The following is a 20,505-nucleotide window of genomic DNA, read 5'->3' as shown; positions in this document are numbered from 1 at the left end:
AGTGCTCAGCAACGTCAGCCCCGATGGTGAATCCCAGCTTGCCCTGGTTCGTCGAGCTCGTCGAATGGACCGGATTCTGGTGGAAACCTACCCTGACGCCCACTGTGAGCTCGACTTCCGCGATCCTCTCGAACTGCTGGTCGCGACGATCCTGTCCGCCCAATGTACGGATAAAAGGGTTAATACGGTCACTCCTACCCTTTTTGCAAAATATCCCACAGCGGCAGACTATGCCGGTGCCGACCGGGCCGAGATGGAGGGGATCATCCGGCCCACCGGCTTCTTCCGCGCCAAGACCAACAGCATCATCGGCATGGCCCAGGCCCTGTGCGAGCGCCACGGCGGCGAGGTGCCCGGGAGGCTCAAGGACCTGGTCGCCCTGCCGGGGGTCGGCCGCAAGACGGCCAACGTCGTGCTCGGAAACGCCTTCGGGGTGCCCGGCATCACCGTCGACACCCACTTCCAGCGGCTCACCCACCGCTTCCGCTGGACCTCGGAGACCGATCCGGTGAAGATCGAGCAGGTCGTCGCCAAGATCATCCCGAAGCGCGACTGGACGATGATGTCCCACCGCCTGATCTGGCACGGCCGCCGCGTCTGCCACGCCCGCAAACCGGCCTGCGGCGTCTGCCCGCTCGCCGCGCTCTGTCCCTCGTACGGCATCGGCCCCGTCGATCCGGTCCAGGCCGCCAAGCTGGTGCGGCCGGGCCCCTTCTCGTGATTTCCCGCTGATCGTCGCAGGTGGCCGTCCGGCCGGTGTTCCCGCCTCTCGCGGATCCGCGGACACCGGGAAGCGCGGGGCGGGGCACCGTGTTGCAGAGAACCGGAGGTGTGCCCGTGGAAGAGGTCCCTGGGTGGTTGGAAACGCTGGCGGCGCGGGCCGCGAGGGCACCGGTGTCCCCGATGATGCGCCCTCCGGCGTCCGGGGGGCGGCGGGCCGCGGTGCTGCTGCTCTTCGGCGAGGGGCCGCTCGGCCCCGACGTGCTGCTCATCCAGCGGAGCTCGCGCGGGCGCACGCACGCGGGGCAGCCCGCGTTCCCCGGTGGCGGGGTGGATCCCGAGGACGACGGCCCGATCGGCGCCGCGCTGCGGGAGGCGGGCGAGGAGACCGGCCTCGACCCGGCGGGCGTCCGGGTGCTCGGGACCATGCCCGAGCTGTATTTGAGCCACAGCGACAACCGGGTGACCCCGGTGCTCGGCTGGTGGCACACGCCCTGCGTGGTGCACGCGGCCTCGCCCGACGAGGTGGAGTCGGTGGAGCGGGTCCCGATCCGCGAGCTCGTCGACCCGGCCAACCGGATCAGCCTGCGCCACCCGAGCGGTCACCAGGGACCGGCGTTCCGGGTGCGCGGCCTGCTGGTGTGGGGATTCACCGCGGGAGTGCTCGACGGGGTGCTCGGCCGTTCGGGCTTCGAGCTTCCCTGGGACCGGTCAAGGGTCGAGGACCTCCCGCCCGACGTCCTCAACCTCGCCTCCCGCTGAGACGTCCTCGGCCTCGCGTCCCGTCGAGAGGTCCTCGCTCTCGCGTCCCGTCGAGACGTCCTCGACCTCGCGCCCCGTCGACAGGGCGAGGCCGAGGCGGGCCCAGTCGGCCACGTCCTCGTCGGGATCGAGGGTCAGCCGCCGCAGCGCGGCCAGGCCGGTCGGGTCGGGCGGGCTGCCCATGATGTTCGGCAGCGCGTAGGCGGCCCCGTACCTGATCCGGGGATCGTCGTGCTCGGCGAGGGCGATCACCGACGGCAGCGCGCGGCGGTCCCTGAGGTGGCCGAAGGCGATCAGCACCGAGTAGAGAACCAGGCAGTCCTCCTCGCGGACGGACAGGGCGCGGAGCACCGGCAGCGTCCGGTCGACGAAGCCGAGCCGCCCCAGGATGTCGACCCCGAGCATCCGCTCGGCGGGGGTCCTCCCCGAGCACAGCCTCCGTGCCGCGGTGAAGGTCTCCAGGTCGCCACGTTCCTGTAACTGGGTGATCGCGCGCCAGCGGGCCGCGCCCTCCTGATCCCGTTCCCGCAGTGCGGTCTCGATGAGAGACTCAACGGCCGCGGCCCCCCCGATCATCGCCATCCGGCCACGATAACCGCAGAGACCTCACAGAAGGTGTGCACGCGCGGGGCGGCGGCTGGATACCGTAAGGGAGTGAGCGGTGATCTCCTCGATCTCATCCTGATCGCCCTGATGGTGGCCTTCGCGGTGTCGGGATACCGCCAGGGGTTCATCATCGGTGCCCTGAGCTTTGTCGGTTTTGTCGGTGGCGCGCTGCTGGGCATGTTCGTCGCCCCGCCCATCGCCGAAGCCGTGGTCGACGGTGAGACCGAGCGCGCCCTGCTGGCGATCGTCATCGTCTTCCTCTCCGCCACGGTCGGGCAGTTCGCGTCGTCCACGATCGGCGCGGTGGTCCGCAGCCACGTCACCTGGGAGCCCGCCAAGGTCGTCGACGCGGTCGGCGGCACCTTCGCGAGCGCCTTCTCCGTTCTGATCGTCGCCTGGCTGATCGGCTCGCTGCTGGCCTCGTCGCAGTTCACCCTGATCAGCGAGCAGATCAACAGGTCCCTGCTGCTGAGCACGGTCGACCAGACGCTGCCCAGCGCGGCCAAGGACCTGCAGAAGCCGTTCAAGAACCTCATCGACACCTCCGGCTTCCCCAAGGTGTTCGACGCCATCGGGGGCGGCCAGCTCGTCGACGTCTCGCCGCCCGACCAGAGCGTGGCGAAGGGCAACAGGCAGCTCACCCGGGCTCGCCGGGGCATCGTCAAGGTCCAGGGTGTGGCCACGAGCTGCCGCAAGCACATCGAGGGCACCGGGTTCGTCTACGCCCAGAACAAGATCATGACGAACGCGCACGTGGTCGCCGGGGTCAACCAGGGGCTGCAGGTCACCGACTACCTCAACAAGACCCACCCGGCCAAGGTCGTGCTCTACAACCCCGACCGCGACATCGCCATCCTGCACGTCACCGGGCTCAACATGCCGATCCTGCGCTTCGACGGCACCGCGCAGAAGGGCGACGACGCGATCGTCGCCGGATTCCCGCACGGCCACGGCTACACCATGAACGTCGCCCGCATCCGGGTGCAGCAGAAGGCCAAGGGCTTCAACATCTACGAGCGCAAGACCGTCGTCCGTGACGTGTACGCCATCCGCGGCCTGGTCCGCCAGGGCAACTCGGGCGGCCCGCTGCTCACCCCCGAGGGCAAGGTCTACGGCGTCGTCTTCGCCGCCGCCCTCGACCAGCAGGAGACCGGCTACGTGCTCACCGCCGCCGAGGTCGCGCCGGACGCCGAGGACGGCTCCAGGCTCCTCAACCAGGTCGACACCCAGGAGTGCGACCAGAACTAGCGCAGACCTCCGGGAGCCGCGGCCGGAACCGGCACCGACGCCCGGGGCCCGGGGGCCGGGGGCCGGGGTGGAGTCAGCGCGCGGCCCTTCGGCGGCGAGGGGCGAGGATCACAGGAGGGCCTCGATCCTCGCGATGGCGGTCTCCGCCTCCAGGTCGTCGAGCTCGTGGGCGGTCCTGGCGATCCGCTCGTACGGCATGCCGTAGCCGCTGATCCGGTCGGCGCCCCGCGCGAACAGCGTCGCGGCCCCGCGGCGGTTGCCCCGTTGCAGGTGGGTGAGGCCGACACAGATCTGCGCCAGCCCCTGCCACAGCTCGCGTTCCTCCTCGGGGGAGGTCTTCCAGCGACCCTCCAGCACCTCGTGGGCGTGGAACGGCCGCCCCTCGCCGAGCAGGCGGCGCGCTTCGGAGAGGGCCTCCTCGGCGCTCGGCGCGTAGTCGTCGGGGATGCGTTCGACGCCCTCGGCGCCGTGCGGCAGCGGGCGCCCGAACGCGTCGCGGGGACGCTGGTTGCGCGGTCTCCCGTCGGGGTCCCGGTCCCGCCCGTTCACCGGTCGGGCTCCGGGTCGGACAGCCACGCGACGAGCTCGGTGTCGAACTCCTCGGGACGCTCCTCGTGCGGGAAGTGCCCGGCACCCTCGACCAGCCGCCACCGGTAGGGGGCGGCGACGTAACGGCCGGAACCCTGGGCGGTGCGCGGCAGGATGTGCCGGTCGAGCGCGCCGTGCAGCTGCAGGGTCGGCACGTTGATCTGGCTACGCATGGTCCTCGCGTAGCGCCATCCGTCCGGGCGCAGCTGGGAGCGGCCGAACCAGCGGTGGTACTCCAGCGCGCAGTGCGAGACGTTGCGGATGCGGAACGCGTCGCGGTAGGTCCTCGCCACCTCCTCCTCAGGCCAGCCGGGGCCCGACCACTGGTCGAGCAGCCGCCCCACCCTGGCGCCGGAGTTGGCGGTCAGGCGCCGCTCGGGAAGCAGTGGCATCTGGAAGCCCAGCGCGTAGCGGGCCGCCCTGAACTGGCCGAAGGGCTCGGTGAACAGCGTGGTGCGGAGGCGGCGGGGGTGCGGCGCCGAGACCGGGACCAGGCGCAGGACCGCCTTGGGGTCCGTCACCGCCATGGTCCAGGCGAGCAGCCCGCCCCAGTCGTGGCCGACGACGATCGCACCGGTCTCGCCCAGCGCCCGGATCAGCCCGGCCGCGTCGGCGGCCAGGGTGTGCAGGTCGTAGCCCCGCGGAGGCTTGTCACTGGCTCCGTAGCCCCGCAGGTCGACGGCGACGGCGCGGTAGCCCGCCTCGGGGAGCGAGACGAGCTGGTTGCGCCAGCTCCACCAGAACTGCGGGAATCCGTGGAGCAGCAGCACGAGGGGGCCCTTACCGGCCTCCACGACGTGGAAGCGGGTGCCGCCGGCGTGGACGGAGCGGTGGGTCCACGGCCCATCGATCTCGACCAGGGACTCGTCGGGTCTGCTCACTGGCCGGGTCTCGCCGGGTCGCGACGGCCGTCCGCCTGGACGGGGGTGATCGGAGCCGCGCCGGGAGCGGGTTCGGGCTCACCGCTCTTGATGGTCTTGAGCGAGCGCAGTGTCCGCTTCATCCCGGTCAGCCCCTTGAGCCGCCGCATGCCGATGAAGACCAGCAGCCCGGCGGTGAGCAGGTAGAGGACGGTGACGATCAGGAAGGAGGCCCAGGGCCACAGGCCCGCGCCGATCAGGGCGTGGGCGATCGTGAACGAGGCGAGGATCAGGCACAGGTGGGCCATGAACGCCGCGGCGCCGAAGAGCCCCGCCGCCGTGCCGACCCGTTTGGCGTCGAACCTGAACTCGGCCTTGGCCAGTTCGATCTCGGCGCGGACCAGGGTGGATATGTGGTCGCTGGCGGCGGCGACCAGCGCGCCCAGTGACTCCTCCTGTGGTTCCGCGGGCGGGATATGTGTCATGGACGATCTCCTATCGAGGGCCTTTGTCGAACATCATGCTGCGCGTTGAGGCGGTCGCGCACGCACACCCGCAGCGGAATCGTCGCCGGGACCGGCGCCGCGAGCACGCCGGTGGTCATCGCGTACCTGTCATCAAATATCTGCGTCGTCAAGACTTCAGACTTTAGTCCCGTGAGGGAAGGGAGGCGGGGGACTGCACCGGTTTGGTGAGGTCTCGGGTATCCGGTGGTGAGAACCTGCACCGGATACCCGCTGCGGGGGCGGCGGGATGCGGAATCCGCGCGGGATTGCCGGGTCCTTGGCTGGGAGCGTCGGGTCCTCGGCAGGGACCGCCGGGCCCTTGGCAGGGAGCGTCGGGCTCTCGACAGGGACCGTCGGGCTCTCGGGCGAGGCGGTCGGGTCTTTGGGGGGACCTTTGGGTCGCTCGGGTTCCTGGCCGGGATCGTCGGGTTGCTCGGGTCGTTCGGGTTCCTGTCCGGGGCCGTCGGGTCGCTCGGGTTCCTGGCCGGGGCCGTCGCGTTCCCGGGCGGAACGGCGACCGACAGGGCGACTCCTGGCCCCGTGCGGGCGGGAGTTCCTCGTACTCTGCGGCCCTCGGCCCCGGGGAAGACGTCAACGGGCCGGGAGCTACCCCGGCGACGGCCCGGTGAACGTCGCCGAACCGGTGAGAAGGGACTCCCGGGTGGCGAATCTCCGTCATCGGAGGCGGCACCCCGGTCGCCGCGGTCGTTCGTCGAAAAGCCACGGAGGCGCCGCCGAGGGACCGCCGAGGAGCCGGCCTCCGGAGAACCGCCGGATGCCCTTCCCGAGCCCGTGAGCCCGTGAGCCCGTGGGAACGTGCGGGAACTCACGGATTCAGGGAGGGCTTTTCGCGGGGGCTCGAAGTGATCAGGAGGTTCGTCCCCTTCGGGTGGGCCGCGTTTCCGGCCCACCCGGGTGTCCCGGCTCGCTCAGTCTTCGCTCTTGGCGCTGGGCAGCTTCTCCGAGATGAGGTTCATCACCGTGCTGTCGGCCAGGGTGGTGACGTCGCCGACGCTGCGGTTCTCCGCCACGTCGCGCAGGAGACGCCGCATGATCTTGCCGGAGCGGGTCTTGGGCAGCTCGGGGACCACCAGGATCTGGCGCGGCTTCGCGATCGGGCCCAGCGCCTTGGAGACGTGGGCGCGCAGCTCGGCCGCGATGTCCGCGCCCTCCTCGGCGTTGCCGCGCAGGATCACGAACGCCACGATGGCCTGCCCGGTCACCGGGTCGGTCGCGCCCACCACGGCCGCCTCGGCGACCTTCGGGTGGGAGACGAGCGCCGACTCGACCTCGGTGGTGGAGATGTTGTGCCCGGAGACGAGCATGACGTCGTCGACCCGGCCGAGCAGCCAGATGTCGCCGTCCTGGTCCTTCTTGGCGCCGTCGCCCGCGAAGTACATGCCCTCGAAGCGGGACCAGTAGGTGTCGATGTAGCGCTGGTCGTCGCCCCAGATCGTGCGGAGCATCGACGGCCACGGGTCGCGGATCGCGAGGTAGCCGCCACCGCCGTTGCCCACGCTCCGGCCCTGGTCGTCGACCACGTCGGCGGTGATGCCCGGCAGCGGACGCATGGCCGCGCCGGGCTTGCCCTCGGTGACGCCCGGCAGCGGGCTGATCATGACGGCGCCGGTCTCGGTCTGCCACCAGGTGTCGACGACCGGGGTACGGTTGCCGCCGATGTGCTCGCGGTACCAGACGTAGGCCTCGGGGTTGATCGGCTCACCGACACTGCCCAGGATCCGCAGGGACGACATGTCGTACTTGGCGGGGATGTCGTCGCCCCACTTCATGAACGTACGGATGGCCGTCGGGGCCGTGTAGAGCAGCGTGACCCCGTACTTCTGCACGATCTCCCAGAACCGGCCGCGGTGCGGGGTGTCGGGGGTGCCCTCGTAGATGACGCTGGTCGCGCCGTTGGCCAGGGGGCCGTACACGATGTAGGAGTGGCCGGTCACCCAGCCGATGTCGGCGGTGCACCAGTAGACGTCGGTGTCGGGCTTGAGGTCGAACACCGCGTTGTGGGTGTAGGCGGCCTGGGTGAGATAGCCGCCGGTGGTGTGCAGGATGCCCTTGGGCTTACCGGTCGTCCCGCTGGTGTAGAGGATGTAGAGCGGGTCCTCGGCGCCGTTCGGCACCGCCTCGTGGACGTCGGACTGCCGGTCCACGACGTCGTGCCACCAGACGTCCTTGCCGGTCTGCTCGACGTCCTGGCCGGTCCGCCTCACGACGAGGACGTGCTCGATGCCGGGGCACTCCGCGACCGCCTCGTCCACGGTCGGCTTGAGCGCGCTGGGCGCGCCGCGGCGGTAACCGCCGTCGGCGGTGACCACGAGCTTGGCGTCGGCGTCCTTGATCCGGCCGCTGAGCGCGGTGGAGGAGAAACCGCCGAAGACCACCGAGTGGATCGCGCCGATGCGGGCGCAGGCCAGCATCGTGATCGGCAGCTCGGGGATCATCGGCATGTAGATCGCGACCCGGTCGCCCTTGCCGACCCCCAGCTCCTGGAGCGCGTTGGCGGCCTTGGAGACCTCGCGCAGCAGGTCGGAGTAGGTGAGCGTGCGGGTGTCGCCCTCCGGCTCGCCCTCCCAGTGGTAGGCGACCTTGTCACCGCGGCCCGCCTCCACGTGGCGGTCGACGCAGTTGTAGGCGATGTTGAGCTCGCCGCCGACGAACCACTTGGCGAAGGGCGGGTTCCACTCAAGGGTGGTGTCCCAGCGCTTCGACCAGGCCAGGCGTTCGGCCTGCCGCTCCCAGAAGGCGAGGCGGTCCCGCTCGGCCTCCTGGTAGGCGTCGGCGGTCACGTTCGCGGCCGCGGCCAGGTCGGCAGGAGGTGCGAACCGCCGGGTCTCGCTCAGCAGGTTCGACAGCGTCTCCTGGGTCTCACGCGACTCGGAACCAGGGGTCTCCGGGGCCACTACGCACTCCTCACGTACTGCTATCGACTGGTCGTGTCCCACTTCACCAGGCCAGCCGTGTCCGCCACAAGAGGTCTAGACAGGTCTGTACCAATCGGTGATGGAGGACCATATGCATTCAAAACGCCTTAACTCCTGAGGGAAACCACCCCCGAAACGGTGCGTTTTCGACACCGTAAGAACGGAGGTGGCGTTGTTCAACGCGCCCCGGCGACGCGGTGCGCCGGGCGGTGTCATGCGCTCGGTGAACGGTTCCCCGCTGTTTCCCGGGGGCGGCGGTCAGGTGCCGGGCGGGCGGGTCTCCCGGCCGGTTTCCGAAGAAGGGTCTTGACCGGGCCCCCTCAGCCTGGCCGGAGCCTCGCCGGGCGGTCCCGGTAGGGTCAGGCAGCGTGAACGACCCATTGGCTGTCATCGCGGGAATGCCCGGAGTGTCCGAGGCGGTCACCGACGCGCGCAAGGCCGTCGACCGGCTCTACGGGCACCGCGTGCTGCGGCGCAAGAGCCCGGAGGTGTCGGCCAGGTCCGCGCTGCGGGGTGCCCGCGCGTCAGCCGCCCTGGAGGGCGTGGACGTGCCCCTCGACGTCATCCCCGAGGTCACCGATCCCACGGTGCAGGGCGCGCTGCGCGTCTCGGCCGAACTGGGGCGGCTCGGCGCCACCTGGCGGACGGCGCCCCGCCAGGTGCTGGCCAGGCTGCACACGCTCGCCGCCTCGGGACTCGTCGGAGGCGGCGAAGGCGCGGGGGACCTCGGCCGCCCGAGGGCCACCGCCGTGGTCCCCGACCCGCTCGGCCTGGGAGCCGCCCCCGGCCCGCAGGAGGCGGTGGCACGGGTGGACGGGCTGGTCCAGCTGGTGACGGCCTCCTCGAAGGCCCCCGCGCTGGTGCTCGCCGCCGTCGTACACGCGGAACTGGCCGTGCTGCGCCCGTTCGGGACGGCGGACGGGGTGGTCGCGCGGGCGGCGGAGCGGCTGACGCTGGTGGAGTACGGCCTGGACCCGAAGTCGCTGGTGGCCGTCGAGGTGGGCCACCTCGAACTCGGCCCGGCCTACGGGGAGGGGCTGCGGTCGTACCTGAGCGGCACCCCCGACGGCGTCGCCGCGTGGGTGCGGCACTGCGCGTCGGCTGTCGTGCTGGGCGTGCGCGAGGCCACGGCGATCTGCGAGGCCATGCAGCGCGGCTGACCTCGGGCGGGCCACCGGACGGCGACCGACCGCTCCGGAAGCGCTTCGGAAGTGCTCCGAACGCGTTCCGGCGACGAGGACATCCGTGCTCGTCCCTGTCCGGTCACCCGGGTGACCGCTCTCCCGTGCCCATCGAACCGTCGTGTCGTCGCGATTCTGGTCTGTTCGCGTCCTCGCTCGTTCGCGCACGTGAGCGATGGTTGGCTTTGCTTGCGTTTGTAGGGCTGTGACCGACTTCGCTCGTGTCCCTGCGCGACGTTCGGTCACGAATCTGACTACCGAGCGTCATCGATTACGGACATCCCGAGCGGCCGTCCTCACAAACCGACGGCGCCCCTGGTGGGGGGCGCCGTCGCCGACACGTCCCTACCGAGTTACCAAGCGTGCACCTGATAATCGCTGAAGCGGGACAAGCCCGCTACAGCGCGCCTCCCGCGGCTGGCGGCGCGTGGGTACTCGGCGGCCGTGCCCGGACAAGTGGTCCGTGAAACCTTTGTACGTCCGATCCGTGCTGATGGGAACCCCTGGGAGCAAGACCTTTACGGATCGGGGGACATTAATGGACGAACCCTCTCTTATGCCGTTTTACACTCCGGGAGAGTCGGTCGGCATGACGTCCGGCGGACGGTCCGGCACCCCGGCGACGATCACTGGGTGTCACCGTCGCTCCCCTGCGCGTAGGACGTGTCTCGGTGGGGCCGTATCCGGAGACTGGACCGTTACATTAAAAAAAGTGGTGGAAATCAAGGATTACTCCTCGACGAAACTTGAGTTGATCGGGCAGCATGAGGTGGTATCTCCCCAAACCGGAGTAACTGCGCATAGGTTGCAAGGCAATCCCCCTGCCGTGCTCCGGTTGCTGTTGAAAGCTTTCTTCTGAAACGGGACCGGCTCTACCCCCCCAGAGCCGGACCGGTTGGCGACCCCCGCTCTCCCCCCCCGGCGGGGGTCGCCCCTTTTCCCGGCCACCCTCCTTTTCGGCGGCACGCCTTCCCCGCCCCGTTCCGGCCCTGTTTCCGCACGTTCTCGGCATGTTCTCGGCACGTTCTCGGCACGGAGGCCTCCTCGGTACGCGTCCTCTTCGCCTCGCGGGTCCGCACCCTCCTTCCCGCATCGGTGGTCCCCGCGTACGGATGCCACGGCCGCTGGTTTTCCACAGGGCGGACCGTGGGCGGCCGGTTGTCCACAGTGCGGCGTTCGGTGCCCCGAGGTGGGGCGGCCTTCACGGAGAGTGGGGCCCCCGAACCCCAGGGAGGCATCCGTGGACCGCCCGCTGGTCATCACCGAGGACCACGATCTGCTCGACGACCTGCTCCGTGTCGCCGCCGCGGCCGGAGCCGAGCTCGACGTCGCCCACGTGCCCGCGCACGCCCGGCCCTACTGGAACCGCGCTCCGCTGGTCGTCGTCGGTGGCGACGTGGCCGACGCCCTGGCCGCGACCGGTCCACCCTCGCGTCCCCGTGTCTTCCTGGCCACCCATACCTCCGAGGATCCCGACACGTGGCGCAAGTGCGTCGCGGTCGGCGCCCAGGGGGTGCTGGAGCTGCCCGCCGCGGAGCGGCAGCTGGTCGACGAGTTCGCCGACGCCGTCGAGCCGCCCGCGAGACCCGGCTCCGTGGTGTGTGTCGCGGGCGGGCGGGGAGGGGCGGGAGCCAGCGTCCTGGCGGGCTCGCTGGCACTGGCCGCGTCCCGGCAGCGTGTCCGCACGCTCCTCGTCGACGCCGATCCGCTCGGCGGAGGCCTGGACCTCCTGCTCGGGCAGGAGGAGACCGACGGAGCGCGCTGGTCCGACCTGGTCGCCCGTGAGGGCAGGGTCAGCCACACCGCGCTCCAGGCGGCCCTGCCGTCCCTCGCCGGGCTGACGTTGCTCTCCTTCGACCGGGGCCAGGTCGACCCGATCCCGGCCGAGGCGATGCGCTCGGTCCTCGAGGCCGGCCGCAGGGGCTTCGACCTGGTGGTCGTCGACCTGCCGCGCCATCTCGACCAGGCCGCGGTGGAGGCGCTCGGGCGAGCCGTCACGACCCTCCTGGTCGTCACCGCCGACGTGCGTGGCGTGCTCGCCGCCGCCCAGGTGCTCGCCGGGTTGCGCGGGCACACGGGTGAGGTGCGGGCCGTCGTGCGCAGCGGGGTCCTGAACGACGACGTGGTGGCGACCTCGCTCGGCATCCCGCGTGGCGGCAGCCTCCCCGACCAGCCCCGTCTCGCCGCCGTGCTCGATCGGGGAGACGTTCCCCCACTCGGCCGCCGCACCTCTCTCGGCCGGTTCTGCGCCGCGTTCCTGCACGAGCTGTTCGGACCTGACTCGTGAAGCGGGCCGAGAGCGCCGTGACGGTCTCGCCGGAGTTGGTGGAGGCGGTCCGCGTGCGGCTGGCCCGGACAGGCGTCGAGCCCAGCGCCGCGCACGTCACGGCCGCCCTGCGGGCCGAGCGGGCGATGCTCGGCGACGCGGAGATCCTGGCGGTGGCACGGGTCCTGTGCGCCGACCTCATCGGGGCGGGTCCGCTGGAGCCGCTGCTGGCCGAGGCCGAGGTCACCGACGTGCTGGTGAACGGTCCGCGCGAGGTGTGGGTCGACGACGGCGGCGGGCTGCGCCTGACCTCGATCGTCTTCCCGGGCGAAGACGCTCTCCGGCGGCTCGCGCAGCGTCTCGCCTCCGCTGCGGGCAGGCGTCTCGACGACGCGTGTCCGTACGTCGACGCCCGCCTCGCCGGAGGCGTCCGGCTGCACGCCGTCCTTCCGCCCGTGGCGCCCAACGGCACCTGCCTTTCCCTGCGACTCCCGCCCAGGCGCACCTTCACCCTTCCCGACCTGGTCGAAGCGGGCGCGATCAGGGCCGACAGCGTCGCCGTTCTGACCGCAGTCATCAAGTCGAGGCTCGCCTTCCTGGTCACGGGCGGCACGGGTACGGGAAAGACGACCCTCCTCTCCGCCCTGCTCTCCCTGGCCCACCCCGGTGAGAGGCTGCTGCTGGTCGAGGACTCCGCGGAGCTGAGACCGCTTCACCCCCACGTCGTCCGCCTGGAGTCGCGCCCGGCCAACCTTGAGGGCGCGGGTGGTGTCGGCCTGCGCGACCTCGTCCGCCAGGCCCTGCGGATGCGCCCCGACCGGCTTGTCGTCGGAGAGGTCCGAGGGGCCGAGGTGGTCGACCTCCTGAACGCTTTGAACACGGGGCACGAGGGGGGTTGCGGCACCCTGCACGCCAATACCGCGACCGACGTGCCACCCCGCCTGGAAGCACTGGGGTGCGCGGCGGGTCTCAGCCGGGAGGCGGTCCACAGCCAGATCGCCGCAGCCTTGGACGTTGTCATCCATCTGGTCCGCGACCACGCCGACGGCCGTCGCCGGGTCGCCGAGATCTGCCTGATGGTTCGCCGCCCCTCGGGGCTGGTCGAGGCCGAGTCGGCCCTCACCTTCACCCCGGACGGCCGGGCGGTCCCCGGTCCGGGCCTGCCGGCCCTCGTCTCCCTGGCGCCCGGCGTCCACGCCTCACCGGTTCCCCGGCGCGGGTCTCGCGTCTCACCCCATCCGCCGCTGTCATGCGAACCACCGGCGGCATCCCGAGCCGGGGCGCTTTCGCCGGTCACTCCATCCATCGGTGGCTTCCCCTACAGCGACACCCCTCATCGAGGCGTCACCACCTCATCCACCTCAGCGCCTCTCAGCGGCCCGTCCGAGAGGATTCAAGATCCTTCGCGTCGCCCCGCACGTCCGCGAGAGTCCTCTCCCGGCATCGCGGATTCAGGATCGACGATGTCCGCGTCCGGTCCTTACGGGGAGTCCCGGCCGGACGTCCCCGGTCGCCCGAGCTCCGACAAGCCGACGTCACGACCGGTATCGCGGCCGATGTCACGATCGATGTCCCAGTCGGCGTCCCAGCCGATGTCACGATCGATGTCCCAGCCGGCGTCACGGTGGGCGTCGTGATGGCGACCGCCCTGGTCCTCGCCGCTCTGGCGGCGTGGTTGTGGGCGGGAGCCGATCCCGGCACCGCCAGGTTGCGCCGGATGAGACGTCGGAGCCCGGTCGCCTCGGGGTCTCTCCGCGAGAGGTTCACCGCCCGGTCGCGGCCTTCCAAGCGTGTGGACGCCTGGCGAGCCGCGTCGATCGAGCTTTGCCAGGGCCTCGCCGCGGAGCTGGCGGCGGGGCGGACGGCGGGTGAGGCGCTGGCGCGGGCCGTGGAGGCGGCGGGGTTTCCCGATCCCGTCGCCCTGCGCCCGCTGGTCGCGGCCGCGAGAGACGGAGGCGATGTTCCCGCCGCGTTGCTGGCGGTGGCGCCCGAACACGGAGGTGAGGCGTTCCGAGGGCTGGCCGCCTGCTGGAAGGTGAGCGTGACCGCCGGAGCAGGTCTGGCCGTTCTCGTCGATCGTGTCGCCGGTTCCCTGCGAGAGGCCCAGGCCCATCGTCACGACGTCGCCGCCCAGCTCGCCGGTCCCCGGGCCACGGCCCGGCTGCTCGCGGGGCTGCCCGTTCTCGGCCTGCTGATGGCGGCCGGTCTCGGCATGCGCCCGCTGCACTTCCTGTTCGGCAGCCCGGCGGGTGTCGGCTGTCTGATCATCGGCCTCGCGCTCGACACCTGCGGGCTGTGGTGGACCCATCGTCTGGTGACCCGTGCCCAACAGGCGTGATGCCCGCGCTGCCAGGTCCGGGGTCCAAGAATCCGGGTTCTGAGAGCCCGGGTTTTGAGAGTCCGGGGTCCGAGAGTCCGAAGTCCGAGAGCCTGAGGTCCGATGGTTCGAGGTCCGGGAATCCGGGAGGAGAAGAGACAGTGATTGTTCTGCTGGCCGTGGTGCTCGCCGGAATCGCCGCTCGGTTGTGGAGCCCCCGAAGAGAGCCCGCCGACCGGCTCCGTCGCGTGCGGCGCTCACCCCGTCCGGCCAGGTTCCCGGAGACACCGCAGGAGGTCGAAACACCTGCGTTCTCCCTGTCTGTGGGGGCGGCTCGTGATCCCTCCACACGCATGGTTCGCGACGCGCCACCGCGCATGATCCGCGATACGTCCGCGAGCACGGCTCGTGGCACGGCAAAGAGGAGGGAGCGAAGCGCGTTCGGAGGGACGGCCCGTGGACCGGAGGGGAGGAGGCGGCCGGGGCGGGGTGAGGTCGCGGTCGCCCTCGCTGCAGGGCTGGCGGCGTTCCTGGCCGTGGGCGGCCTGCCGGGGGCGGTCGCGGGTGTCGCCGGTTTCGGGATCGCGCTGGCGGTCCTGCGAAGGAGGGAACCCCTCGAACTGCGCGCGGAACGTCGAAGAGTGACGGCGGATCTACCTCTGGCGGCCGATCTCATGGTCGCCTGTCTGCGCGCCGGCCAGCCGATCACCGGAGCCATCGACGTGACGGTGGGGGCGATCGGCGGGCCGTTGGGCGAGAGACTGGCCTGGGTGAGCGGCCAGCTGAGGCTGGGAGCCGCGCCGGAGAGCGCCTGGCGGGCCCTGGCCTCCGAACGTTCGCTCGCCCCTCTGGCGCGGGCCATGGGCCGGGCCGCGCTGAGCGGCGCACCGGTGGCCGATGTCCTCAGCAGGCTTTCCGACGACTCCCGCCGTGCCGCTCGCGCCGCGTCGTCGGCGGCCGCCCAGCGGGTCGGGGTCCAGGCCGTCGCACCCCTGGGGTTGTGTTTTCTGCCGGCCTTCGTCTTTCTGGGAATCATTCCCGTCGTGGCCGGTCTCGCCGGTGAGGTGCTGCTTCCCTGAGTTATCCACAGGGTTTTCCCCGGCAGGGCAGAGTTATCCACAGGATAGTGACGTTCCCTGTGGATAGACCTCCGGATATTTCCCCATCTGGGTCCTGAAACGGCTCTCCTCGCTTGAGGGGGGCCGTTTTGTGCTTTCCGGCGTCATTCTCTGCTTTCTGGGCTGTGGACAACCGGTGGTCTTCCACAGAATGCCGTTCGGGGCGGCGGGGCCGCGGGCGTATGGAGAACCCTGGCGTGACCGATGCCGGACGGTGGGTCCGGTGGAGATCTCCAGGAGGAGCGGATGGCTCGAACCAGTGCTGTTCACGCGCGGCGCGGCTGGTCGCGGTGGTCGCGTGCCCGGTGGGCACTGCTGACCGACGGCGCGCATCGTGACCGAGGCATGTCCACTGCCGAATACGCGGTCGGAACGATAGCCGCCTGTGCTTTCGCCGCTCTCCTTTTCAAGGTGGTGACGAGTTCCGACGTCCAGCAGATGATCACAGCTCTGATCAACCGAGCGCTCACCGTGGCCGGATGATCCTGCCGGCGTCGGTGACCTCCTCGGTGGTCCTCTCCCGCCGGTCGAGAGGTTCGGTGACCGCGGAGACGGCTGCCGCGCTGCCCGCCCTCATGGTCGTGCTGGCGGCAGGGCTGTGGGCCGTGGCCGCGGTCGAGGCGCGGCTGGAGTGTGTGGACGCCGCGCGGGCCGGGGCCCGGGCGGCGTCGCGCGGCGAATCGCTTGAGCGGGTCCGAGGCGGTGTCCTGTCGGCGGCTCCGGCGGGCGCCGTGGTCGCGGTGACCCGGAGCGCGGAAACAGTGCGAGTGGAGGTGTCGGTGAACATCAGGCCCCGCTGGGGGGCCTCGCTCCCGAGCGTGACCGTTCACGCGACCGCCGTGTCCGTCACCGAGCCGGGACTGGAGCGACAGGCCATGGAGGGATAGGCCATGGAGGGACAGGCCATGGAGCGACAGGCTATGGAGCGACAGGCCATGGCTCGTGGCCGGCCTCACGGGGGTTCACCGGCGCAGCCGCCCCCGCCGGCCGTGTCTGTGGCGGCGGCGCGAGTCACGTGTCAATCGGGAGCACGTGTCAATCGGGAGATCGGGAAAACAGGTCATGGATGAGGGGGAGAGGACGTGTCCACGACAAGGCGAGGGATCGGTGCGGGGACGGGCGGAGAGAACGCGCAGCGAGGGTCGGCGACGATCTGGACGGTCGGGCTCATGGCACTGGTCTTCGCGGTCGCGACGGCGGTCGTGTTCGCGGGCCTGGCCAGGGTCGCCCGCCACCGGGCGCAGAGCGCCGCCGACCTGAGCGCGCTCGCCGCAGCCCGGCTGGCCTTCGCGGATCCCGGCCGAGGTTGCGTGAGGGCCTCCTCGCTCGCCGCGGACAACGAGGCCAGGGTCACTCGTTGTTCTCTCGACGATGGCGGCATCGCGGACATCGAGGTGACCATGGAGGTCTCGCTGCCCTTGAAAGGACAGGTGGCGATCACCGCCAGGGCGCGTGCGGGCCCCGTGCACATCGCCGACCCCGGCCCGTGACGGCGAGCTGATGAAAGCGGACGGGAATCGGGCGGGGACTCATCTGAGATCGACGAAACTCAGCCGCCGCGCGAGGGGGGCAGGAGGAGATCGGCGAAGGCGGGCCGCTGTGAGAGGGAAGTCCGGCGGGGATCGGTGGAGCCCGGCGGGGACATGGCAACGACAGAAACGATCGAGGTGACCGTGAAGACCTTTTCCTTTCCCACCGCTCTCTCCTTTGTCTCCCGGCTTCTCTGGCGCTGTTCGTCTTCGGGCGCCGTCCTGTCACCGAGGGCGGCTCGCCCGGGGCATGTCCTGGGCGGCCTGGGGAGGCTCATCGCCCGCTTGTCACGCCCGCGGGTTTTCCGTTCGAGGCTCTCCTCGTTTTCCCGCCCGCGCCTTTTCCACCTGTCACGTCCGCGGTTCGTCCTGGGAGAGCAGGACGGCGAGCAGTCGAAGGGCTCCGGCCTTGTCGAGGGGTTCGTTGCCGTTTCCGCACTTGGGAGATTGGATGCACGAGGGGCAGCCGCGCTCGCACTCGCAGGAGGCGATGGCCTCGCGGGTGGCCGTGAGCCAGTCGCGGGCGCGGGCGTAGCCACGTTCGGCGAAACCGGCGCCGCCCTCGTGGCCGTCGTAGACGAAGACGGTCAGCAGCCCGGTGTCAGGATGGAGTTCTGTGGAGACACCTCCGATGTCCCAGCGGTCGCAGGTCGCGAAGAGCGGCAGCAGGCCGATGGAGGCGTGTTCGGCCGCGTGCGCGGCACCGCCGAGGTCCATGCCCTCCCCGGCCAGAGGGGTGATCGCCGAGGTGGGCAGCGTCCACCAGACGGCGCGGGTCCGCAGCGTGCGCGGGGGCAGGTCGAGGGGCTCGTCCCCCATGAGCTCGCCGCTCTGGGTTCGGCGTTTGAGATAGGCCACCACCTGACTCGTCACCTCGACCGCGCCGAAATGGAGCTCTCCTTGCCCGAGAGGGTGCGAGCGGAGGGACTCGATGACCGAGATGTCGGTGACGTCCCTGGCGAAGGTCGTGTAGTCGGGAGTTCCGGCCTCGACCAGCGCCACCCCCGCCTCCAGATCGAGTTCGGCCACCAGGAACGTCTCTCCCTGGTGGACGTAGACGGCGCCGGTGTGCACGGCCGAGTGGGCCGAGGGTTCGTCCACGGTGCCGAGCAGCCGCCCGGTGGACATCTCGACGACCTGGACGGGCGCGGCACCCGCGCCCCGGATGTCGGCGAGGTCGGTGGCACGTCTCCGGCTGGTCCAGAACCAGCCCGCGGCGCGTTCCCTGAGGAGGCCGTCTCCGACCAGATCCGCGAGCACCTCCTTGGTGGTCGGACCGAAGATCTCCAGTTCGTCGTGGCTCAACGGGATCTCGGCCGCCGCCGCGCACAGGTGTGGCCCCAGCACGTACGGGTTGCCGGGGTCGAGCACGATCGTCTCCACGGGACGGCCGAACAGGGCTTCCGGATGGTGAACGAGATAGGTGTCCAGGGGGTCGTCCCTGGCGATGAGCACCGCCAGCGCGTCCTGTCCGTCCCGCCCGGCCCTCCCGGCCTGCTGCCAGAGGGAGGCGCGGGTTCCCGGCCACCCCGCGATGAGCACGGCGTCCAGGCCGGAGACGTCGACGCCGAGCTCCAGCGCGTTGGTCGTCGCCAGGCCGAGCAGCTCGCCGGAGCGCAGTGCCCTTTCCAGCCCCCTGCGATCCTCGGCCAGGTATCCCGCCCGGTAGGCCGCGACCTTGCCGGGCAGGTCCGCGGGCGCCTCCCCGTCGATGACGAGGTCCTGGAGTTTGGCCCGCGTGGTGAGGGCCACGGTCTCGGCGGCACGGCGGGAGCGGACGAAGGCCAGGGTCCGCACGTCGGACGCGACGAGGTCGGCCAGGAGGTCCGCGCTCTCGGCGGTCGCCGGGCGGCGGACAGGCGCCCCGCCCTCGCCGCGCAGATCGGTCAGGGGTGGTTCCCACAGCGCGAAGGTGGTCGCGCCCCGAGGAGAGGCGTCCGCGGTCACCTCGGCCATCTGGAGGCCTGTCAGGCGCCTCGCGAAGACTCCGGGCTCGCTGGCCGTCGCCGAGGAGAGCAGGAAGGTCGGGCGGGAGCCGTAGCGGGCGCAGATCCGGCGCAGGCGGCGCAGGATCTGCGCGACATGGGAGCCGAACACGCCCCGATAGCCGTGGCACTCGTCCACGATGACCATCCGGAGCCGTCGCCAGAAAAGCGACCACTGAGCGTGACGGGGCAGCAGCCCGCGATGGAGCATGTCCGGGTTGGTGAGGACGTAGTTGGCGTGCTTGCGCACCCATGCCCTCTCCTCGAAGGAGGTGTCGCCGTCGTAGGTGGCGGCCCGGAGCCCGGGAGGGTCGAGCTCGCGCAGCGCGCGGAGCTGGTCGGCGGCCAGCGCCTTGCTGGGCGACAGATAGAGGACCGTGCCGCCGTCGAGCGTCGACGAGAGCGCCGGGACCAGGTAAGAGAGGGATTTTCCCGACGCGGTCCCTGTGGAAATGATCACGTTTTGGCCACGGTGGACCAGGTCCGCGGCCTCGGCCTGATGTGGCCACAGGCCGGAAATACCGTGGTTCGCCCAGCGCGTAACCAGCCGCTGGTCGACCCAGTCCGGCCATCCGGTCTCACCGGCCTGACGTGCGGGAACGCGCTCCACATGGGTCACGCGCCCATGACGTGCGGGAACGTCGAGGAGGCGGCTGAGGGCGGTGCCCGCTCTGAGGGGCGAGGATGAGGGCGTGGTCACTGGTTTCCAGTCTCACATCTGTGGGCAGAGTCGCCGGGAATCGTGATTTCGTATAGACACTGAGCGTACGCATGGTTGAATGCCGCGCGTCGGGGCTTGTCGTCCGGGGGCCACCCGGTCCCAGGAGGGCACGCCCGAATCGGTACTTTCGCAGGCAAGGCGCTGGAGGATCTGTGGATCTGAAGTTGGACCACCATTCCGAGGACCGTCTCACCATCGTTGAGGTCGAGGGTGAGATCGATGTCTACACCGCGCCCAGATTGCGTGAGCTCCTGATCGACCTGGTCAACAAGGGGAATTTCCACCTGCTCGTCAACATGGAGAAGGTCGACTTCCTTGACTCCACGGGCCTTGGTGTCCTGGTCGGCGGGCTCAAGCGAGTTAGGGCGCACGATGGCTCACTGGAGCTTGTCTGCACCCAGGAGCGCATCCTGAAGATTTTCCGGATCACCGGGCTGACAAAGGTCTTCGGGATCTATGCCTCGGTCGACGAGGCCAAGGAAGCTCACGGTCGAGACAAGTAGTCGTGGCTACCGTCGAGCTGACGTTCAGCGCTCTCCCCGCGCATGTGCGGACGGCACGCCTGGTCGCCACGGCTATCGCCAGGCGTACCGGCGTGCAGGAGTCGCTGCTGGACGAGGTAAGGCTCGCTGTCGGTGAGGCATGCTCACGGGCCGTGGAGGCACATCGCCTCCACTGTCCGGGGGAGCCGATCCGGATCGAGCTACGTGATGACTTAGGGCGTTTCGAGGTGACGGTCACCGACTCCGCCCCTAGTGACAGTGACGAGCTGGAGCATGATCGCGCCCTTCTGGGGTTCGACGATCCGTTCGGGCAGCTTCCCGATGACCTGATGGCCGGTTTCGGCATCGCGGTCATCGCGGGGCTGGCCGACGACGTTCAGGTCTACCCGAGCCAGAAGGGCATGTGCATTCGCATGAGCTGGCCGGCGGCGACGAACGGGCTGTCTCCGGTCTGACAAGAAGACTTCGGCGGCCGGGAGTGTCCATGTGGACGCGCCCGGCTTTCGTTGTGAGGGGCACGGGGCACGGGGCCCGGAGCGCGCGGTCCGGGCAGCGGAGTGCGGTCCGGGCAGTGGGATCCATCTGTGACGTCCTGATGAGCACGTCGTCCGGCTCGTTCGCGGCAGGACGCTCAAAGAGCGTTCCACCAAGGGGTACCC

General features: G+C 70.6%; 18 protein-coding genes and 1 pseudogene. 13 read left to right on the top strand and 6 right to left on the bottom strand.

The window, feature by feature from the left end:
• Position 1: 1 nt before the first annotated feature.
• A complete protein-coding gene (gene nth, locus AC5L38_RS09370) occupies positions 2–721 on the top strand; it encodes an endonuclease III (protein ID WP_495242350.1) in 720 nt (239 codons plus the stop codon).
• Between the two features lie 116 nt (positions 722–837).
• Positions 838–1,482 (top strand): NUDIX hydrolase, encoded by a 645-nt coding sequence (locus tag AC5L38_RS09365; RefSeq protein WP_495242349.1) that lies wholly within the window; start codon positions 838–840, stop codon positions 1,480–1,482.
• Here AC5L38_RS09365 and AC5L38_RS09360 read toward each other — a convergent pair.
• Positions 1,432–2,064 (bottom strand): HEAT repeat domain-containing protein, encoded by a 633-nt coding sequence (locus AC5L38_RS09360; protein ID WP_495242348.1) that lies wholly within the window; start codon positions 2,062–2,064, stop codon positions 1,432–1,434. The two genes, AC5L38_RS09365 and AC5L38_RS09360, sit on opposite strands and share 51 nt — an antisense overlap.
• 72 nt (positions 2,065–2,136) lie before the next feature.
• Here AC5L38_RS09360 and AC5L38_RS09355 point away from each other — a divergent pair, with 72 nt between their 5' ends.
• Complete coding sequence (locus AC5L38_RS09355; RefSeq protein WP_389916912.1) at positions 2,137–3,336, top strand: MarP family serine protease; 1,200 nt, start codon at positions 2,137–2,139, stop codon at positions 3,334–3,336.
• 108 nt (positions 3,337–3,444) lie between these two features.
• Here AC5L38_RS09355 and AC5L38_RS09350 read toward each other — a convergent pair whose 3' ends face one another.
• The 4 genes from AC5L38_RS09350 to acs all read right to left on the bottom strand — a co-directional run bounded on the left by AC5L38_RS09350 (position 3,445) and on the right by acs (position 8,205).
• Positions 3,445–3,885, bottom strand: a complete 441-nt coding sequence (locus AC5L38_RS09350) for a DUF309 domain-containing protein (RefSeq protein ID WP_495242347.1) — start codon at positions 3,883–3,885, stop codon at positions 3,445–3,447.
• Positions 3,882–4,805, bottom strand: a complete 924-nt coding sequence (locus AC5L38_RS09345) for an alpha/beta fold hydrolase (protein ID WP_495242346.1) — start codon at positions 4,803–4,805, stop codon at positions 3,882–3,884. The genes AC5L38_RS09350 and AC5L38_RS09345 overlap by 4 nt, the downstream gene beginning before the upstream one ends.
• On the bottom strand, positions 4,802–5,269 hold the full coding sequence (locus AC5L38_RS09340) for a phage holin family protein (protein WP_495242345.1): 468 nt from the start codon (positions 5,267–5,269) through the stop codon (positions 4,802–4,804). The genes AC5L38_RS09345 and AC5L38_RS09340 overlap by 4 nt, the downstream gene beginning before the upstream one ends.
• Before the next feature lie 950 nt (positions 5,270–6,219).
• Entirely contained in the window at positions 6,220–8,205 is a 1,986-nt protein-coding gene (acs, locus tag AC5L38_RS09335) for an acetate--CoA ligase (protein ID WP_495242344.1), read from the bottom strand.
• 389 nt (positions 8,206–8,594) lie between these two features.
• Here acs and AC5L38_RS09330 point away from each other — a divergent pair, with 389 nt between their 5' ends.
• The 8 genes and pseudogenes from AC5L38_RS09330 to AC5L38_RS09295 all read left to right on the top strand — a co-directional run bounded on the left by AC5L38_RS09330 (position 8,595) and on the right by AC5L38_RS09295 (position 16,598).
• Complete coding sequence (locus AC5L38_RS09330; protein ID WP_495242343.1) at positions 8,595–9,386, top strand: Fic family protein; 792 nt, start codon at positions 8,595–8,597, stop codon at positions 9,384–9,386.
• Positions 9,387–10,647: 1,261 nt separating this feature from the next.
• Positions 10,648–11,694 carry a septum site-determining protein Ssd gene (ssd, locus tag AC5L38_RS09325; RefSeq protein WP_495242342.1) on the top strand — a complete coding sequence of 349 codons (1,047 nt, stop codon included), beginning with the start codon at positions 10,648–10,650 and terminating at the stop codon, positions 11,692–11,694.
• Positions 11,691–12,863, top strand: a pseudogene (locus tag AC5L38_RS09320) (TadA family conjugal transfer-associated ATPase); the annotation flags it as partial. The gene ssd and the pseudogene AC5L38_RS09320, both read left to right, overlap by 4 nt.
• Positions 12,864–13,309: 446 nt before the next feature.
• Complete coding sequence (locus tag AC5L38_RS09315) at positions 13,310–14,011, top strand: type II secretion system F family protein (RefSeq protein ID WP_495242463.1); 702 nt, start codon at positions 13,310–13,312, stop codon at positions 14,009–14,011.
• 620 nt (positions 14,012–14,631) lie between these two features.
• Positions 14,632–15,069 carry a type II secretion system F family protein gene (locus AC5L38_RS09310; RefSeq protein WP_495242341.1) on the top strand — a complete coding sequence of 146 codons (438 nt, stop codon included), beginning with the start codon at positions 14,632–14,634 and terminating at the stop codon, positions 15,067–15,069.
• A gap of 285 nt (positions 15,070–15,354) precedes the next feature.
• A complete protein-coding gene (locus tag AC5L38_RS09305; protein ID WP_495242340.1) occupies positions 15,355–15,591 on the top strand; it encodes a DUF4244 domain-containing protein in 237 nt (78 codons plus the stop codon).
• Complete coding sequence (locus AC5L38_RS09300; RefSeq protein ID WP_495242339.1) at positions 15,588–15,995, top strand: TadE family type IV pilus minor pilin; 408 nt, start codon at positions 15,588–15,590, stop codon at positions 15,993–15,995. The genes AC5L38_RS09305 and AC5L38_RS09300 overlap by 4 nt, the downstream gene beginning before the upstream one ends.
• 195 nt (positions 15,996–16,190) lie before the next feature.
• Positions 16,191–16,598 (top strand): Rv3654c family TadE-like protein, encoded by a 408-nt coding sequence (locus tag AC5L38_RS09295; RefSeq protein ID WP_495242338.1) that lies wholly within the window; start codon positions 16,191–16,193, stop codon positions 16,596–16,598.
• Positions 16,599–16,988: 390 nt separating this feature from the next.
• Here the strand turns inward: AC5L38_RS09295 and AC5L38_RS09290 are convergent, their stop codons facing one another.
• Positions 16,989–19,241: a DEAD/DEAH box helicase gene (locus AC5L38_RS09290; RefSeq protein WP_495242337.1), complete on the bottom strand. Its 2,253-nt coding sequence runs from the start codon at positions 19,239–19,241 to the stop codon at positions 16,989–16,991.
• Between the two features lie 254 nt (positions 19,242–19,495).
• On the opposite strand from AC5L38_RS09290, the gene AC5L38_RS09285 reads away from it, so the two are divergent.
• Positions 19,496–19,846 carry an STAS domain-containing protein gene (locus AC5L38_RS09285; RefSeq protein ID WP_030916965.1) on the top strand — a complete coding sequence of 117 codons (351 nt, stop codon included), beginning with the start codon at positions 19,496–19,498 and terminating at the stop codon, positions 19,844–19,846.
• A 2-nt stretch (positions 19,847–19,848) separates the two neighbouring features.
• Entirely contained in the window at positions 19,849–20,301 is a 453-nt protein-coding gene (locus AC5L38_RS09280; RefSeq protein ID WP_495242336.1) for an ATP-binding protein, read from the top strand.
• Positions 20,302–20,505: the final 204 nt, after the last annotated feature.

The sequence above is a fragment of the Streptosporangium nanhuense genome, from assembly GCF_059358815.1.
The sequence above is the reverse complement of the archived record's forward strand: the minus strand, read 5'-3'. Positions and strand labels throughout refer to the sequence as shown.

Coding starts and splice junctions, on each gene's coding strand:
- AC5L38_RS09340 (WP_495242345.1), bottom strand. CDS start 5,269: ATGACACATATCCCGCCCGCGGAACCACAGGAGGAGTCACTGGGCGCG.
- AC5L38_RS09300 (WP_495242339.1), top strand. CDS start 15,588: ATGATCCTGCCGGCGTCGGTGACCTCCTCGGTGGTCCTCTCCCGCCGG.
- AC5L38_RS09305 (WP_495242340.1), top strand. CDS start 15,355: ATGGCTCGAACCAGTGCTGTTCACGCGCGGCGCGGCTGGTCGCGGTGG.
- AC5L38_RS09315 (WP_495242463.1), top strand. CDS start 13,310: ATGGCGACCGCCCTGGTCCTCGCCGCTCTGGCGGCGTGGTTGTGGGCG.
- AC5L38_RS09360 (WP_495242348.1), bottom strand. CDS start 2,064: ATGGCGATGATCGGGGGGGCCGCGGCCGTTGAGTCTCTCATCGAGACC.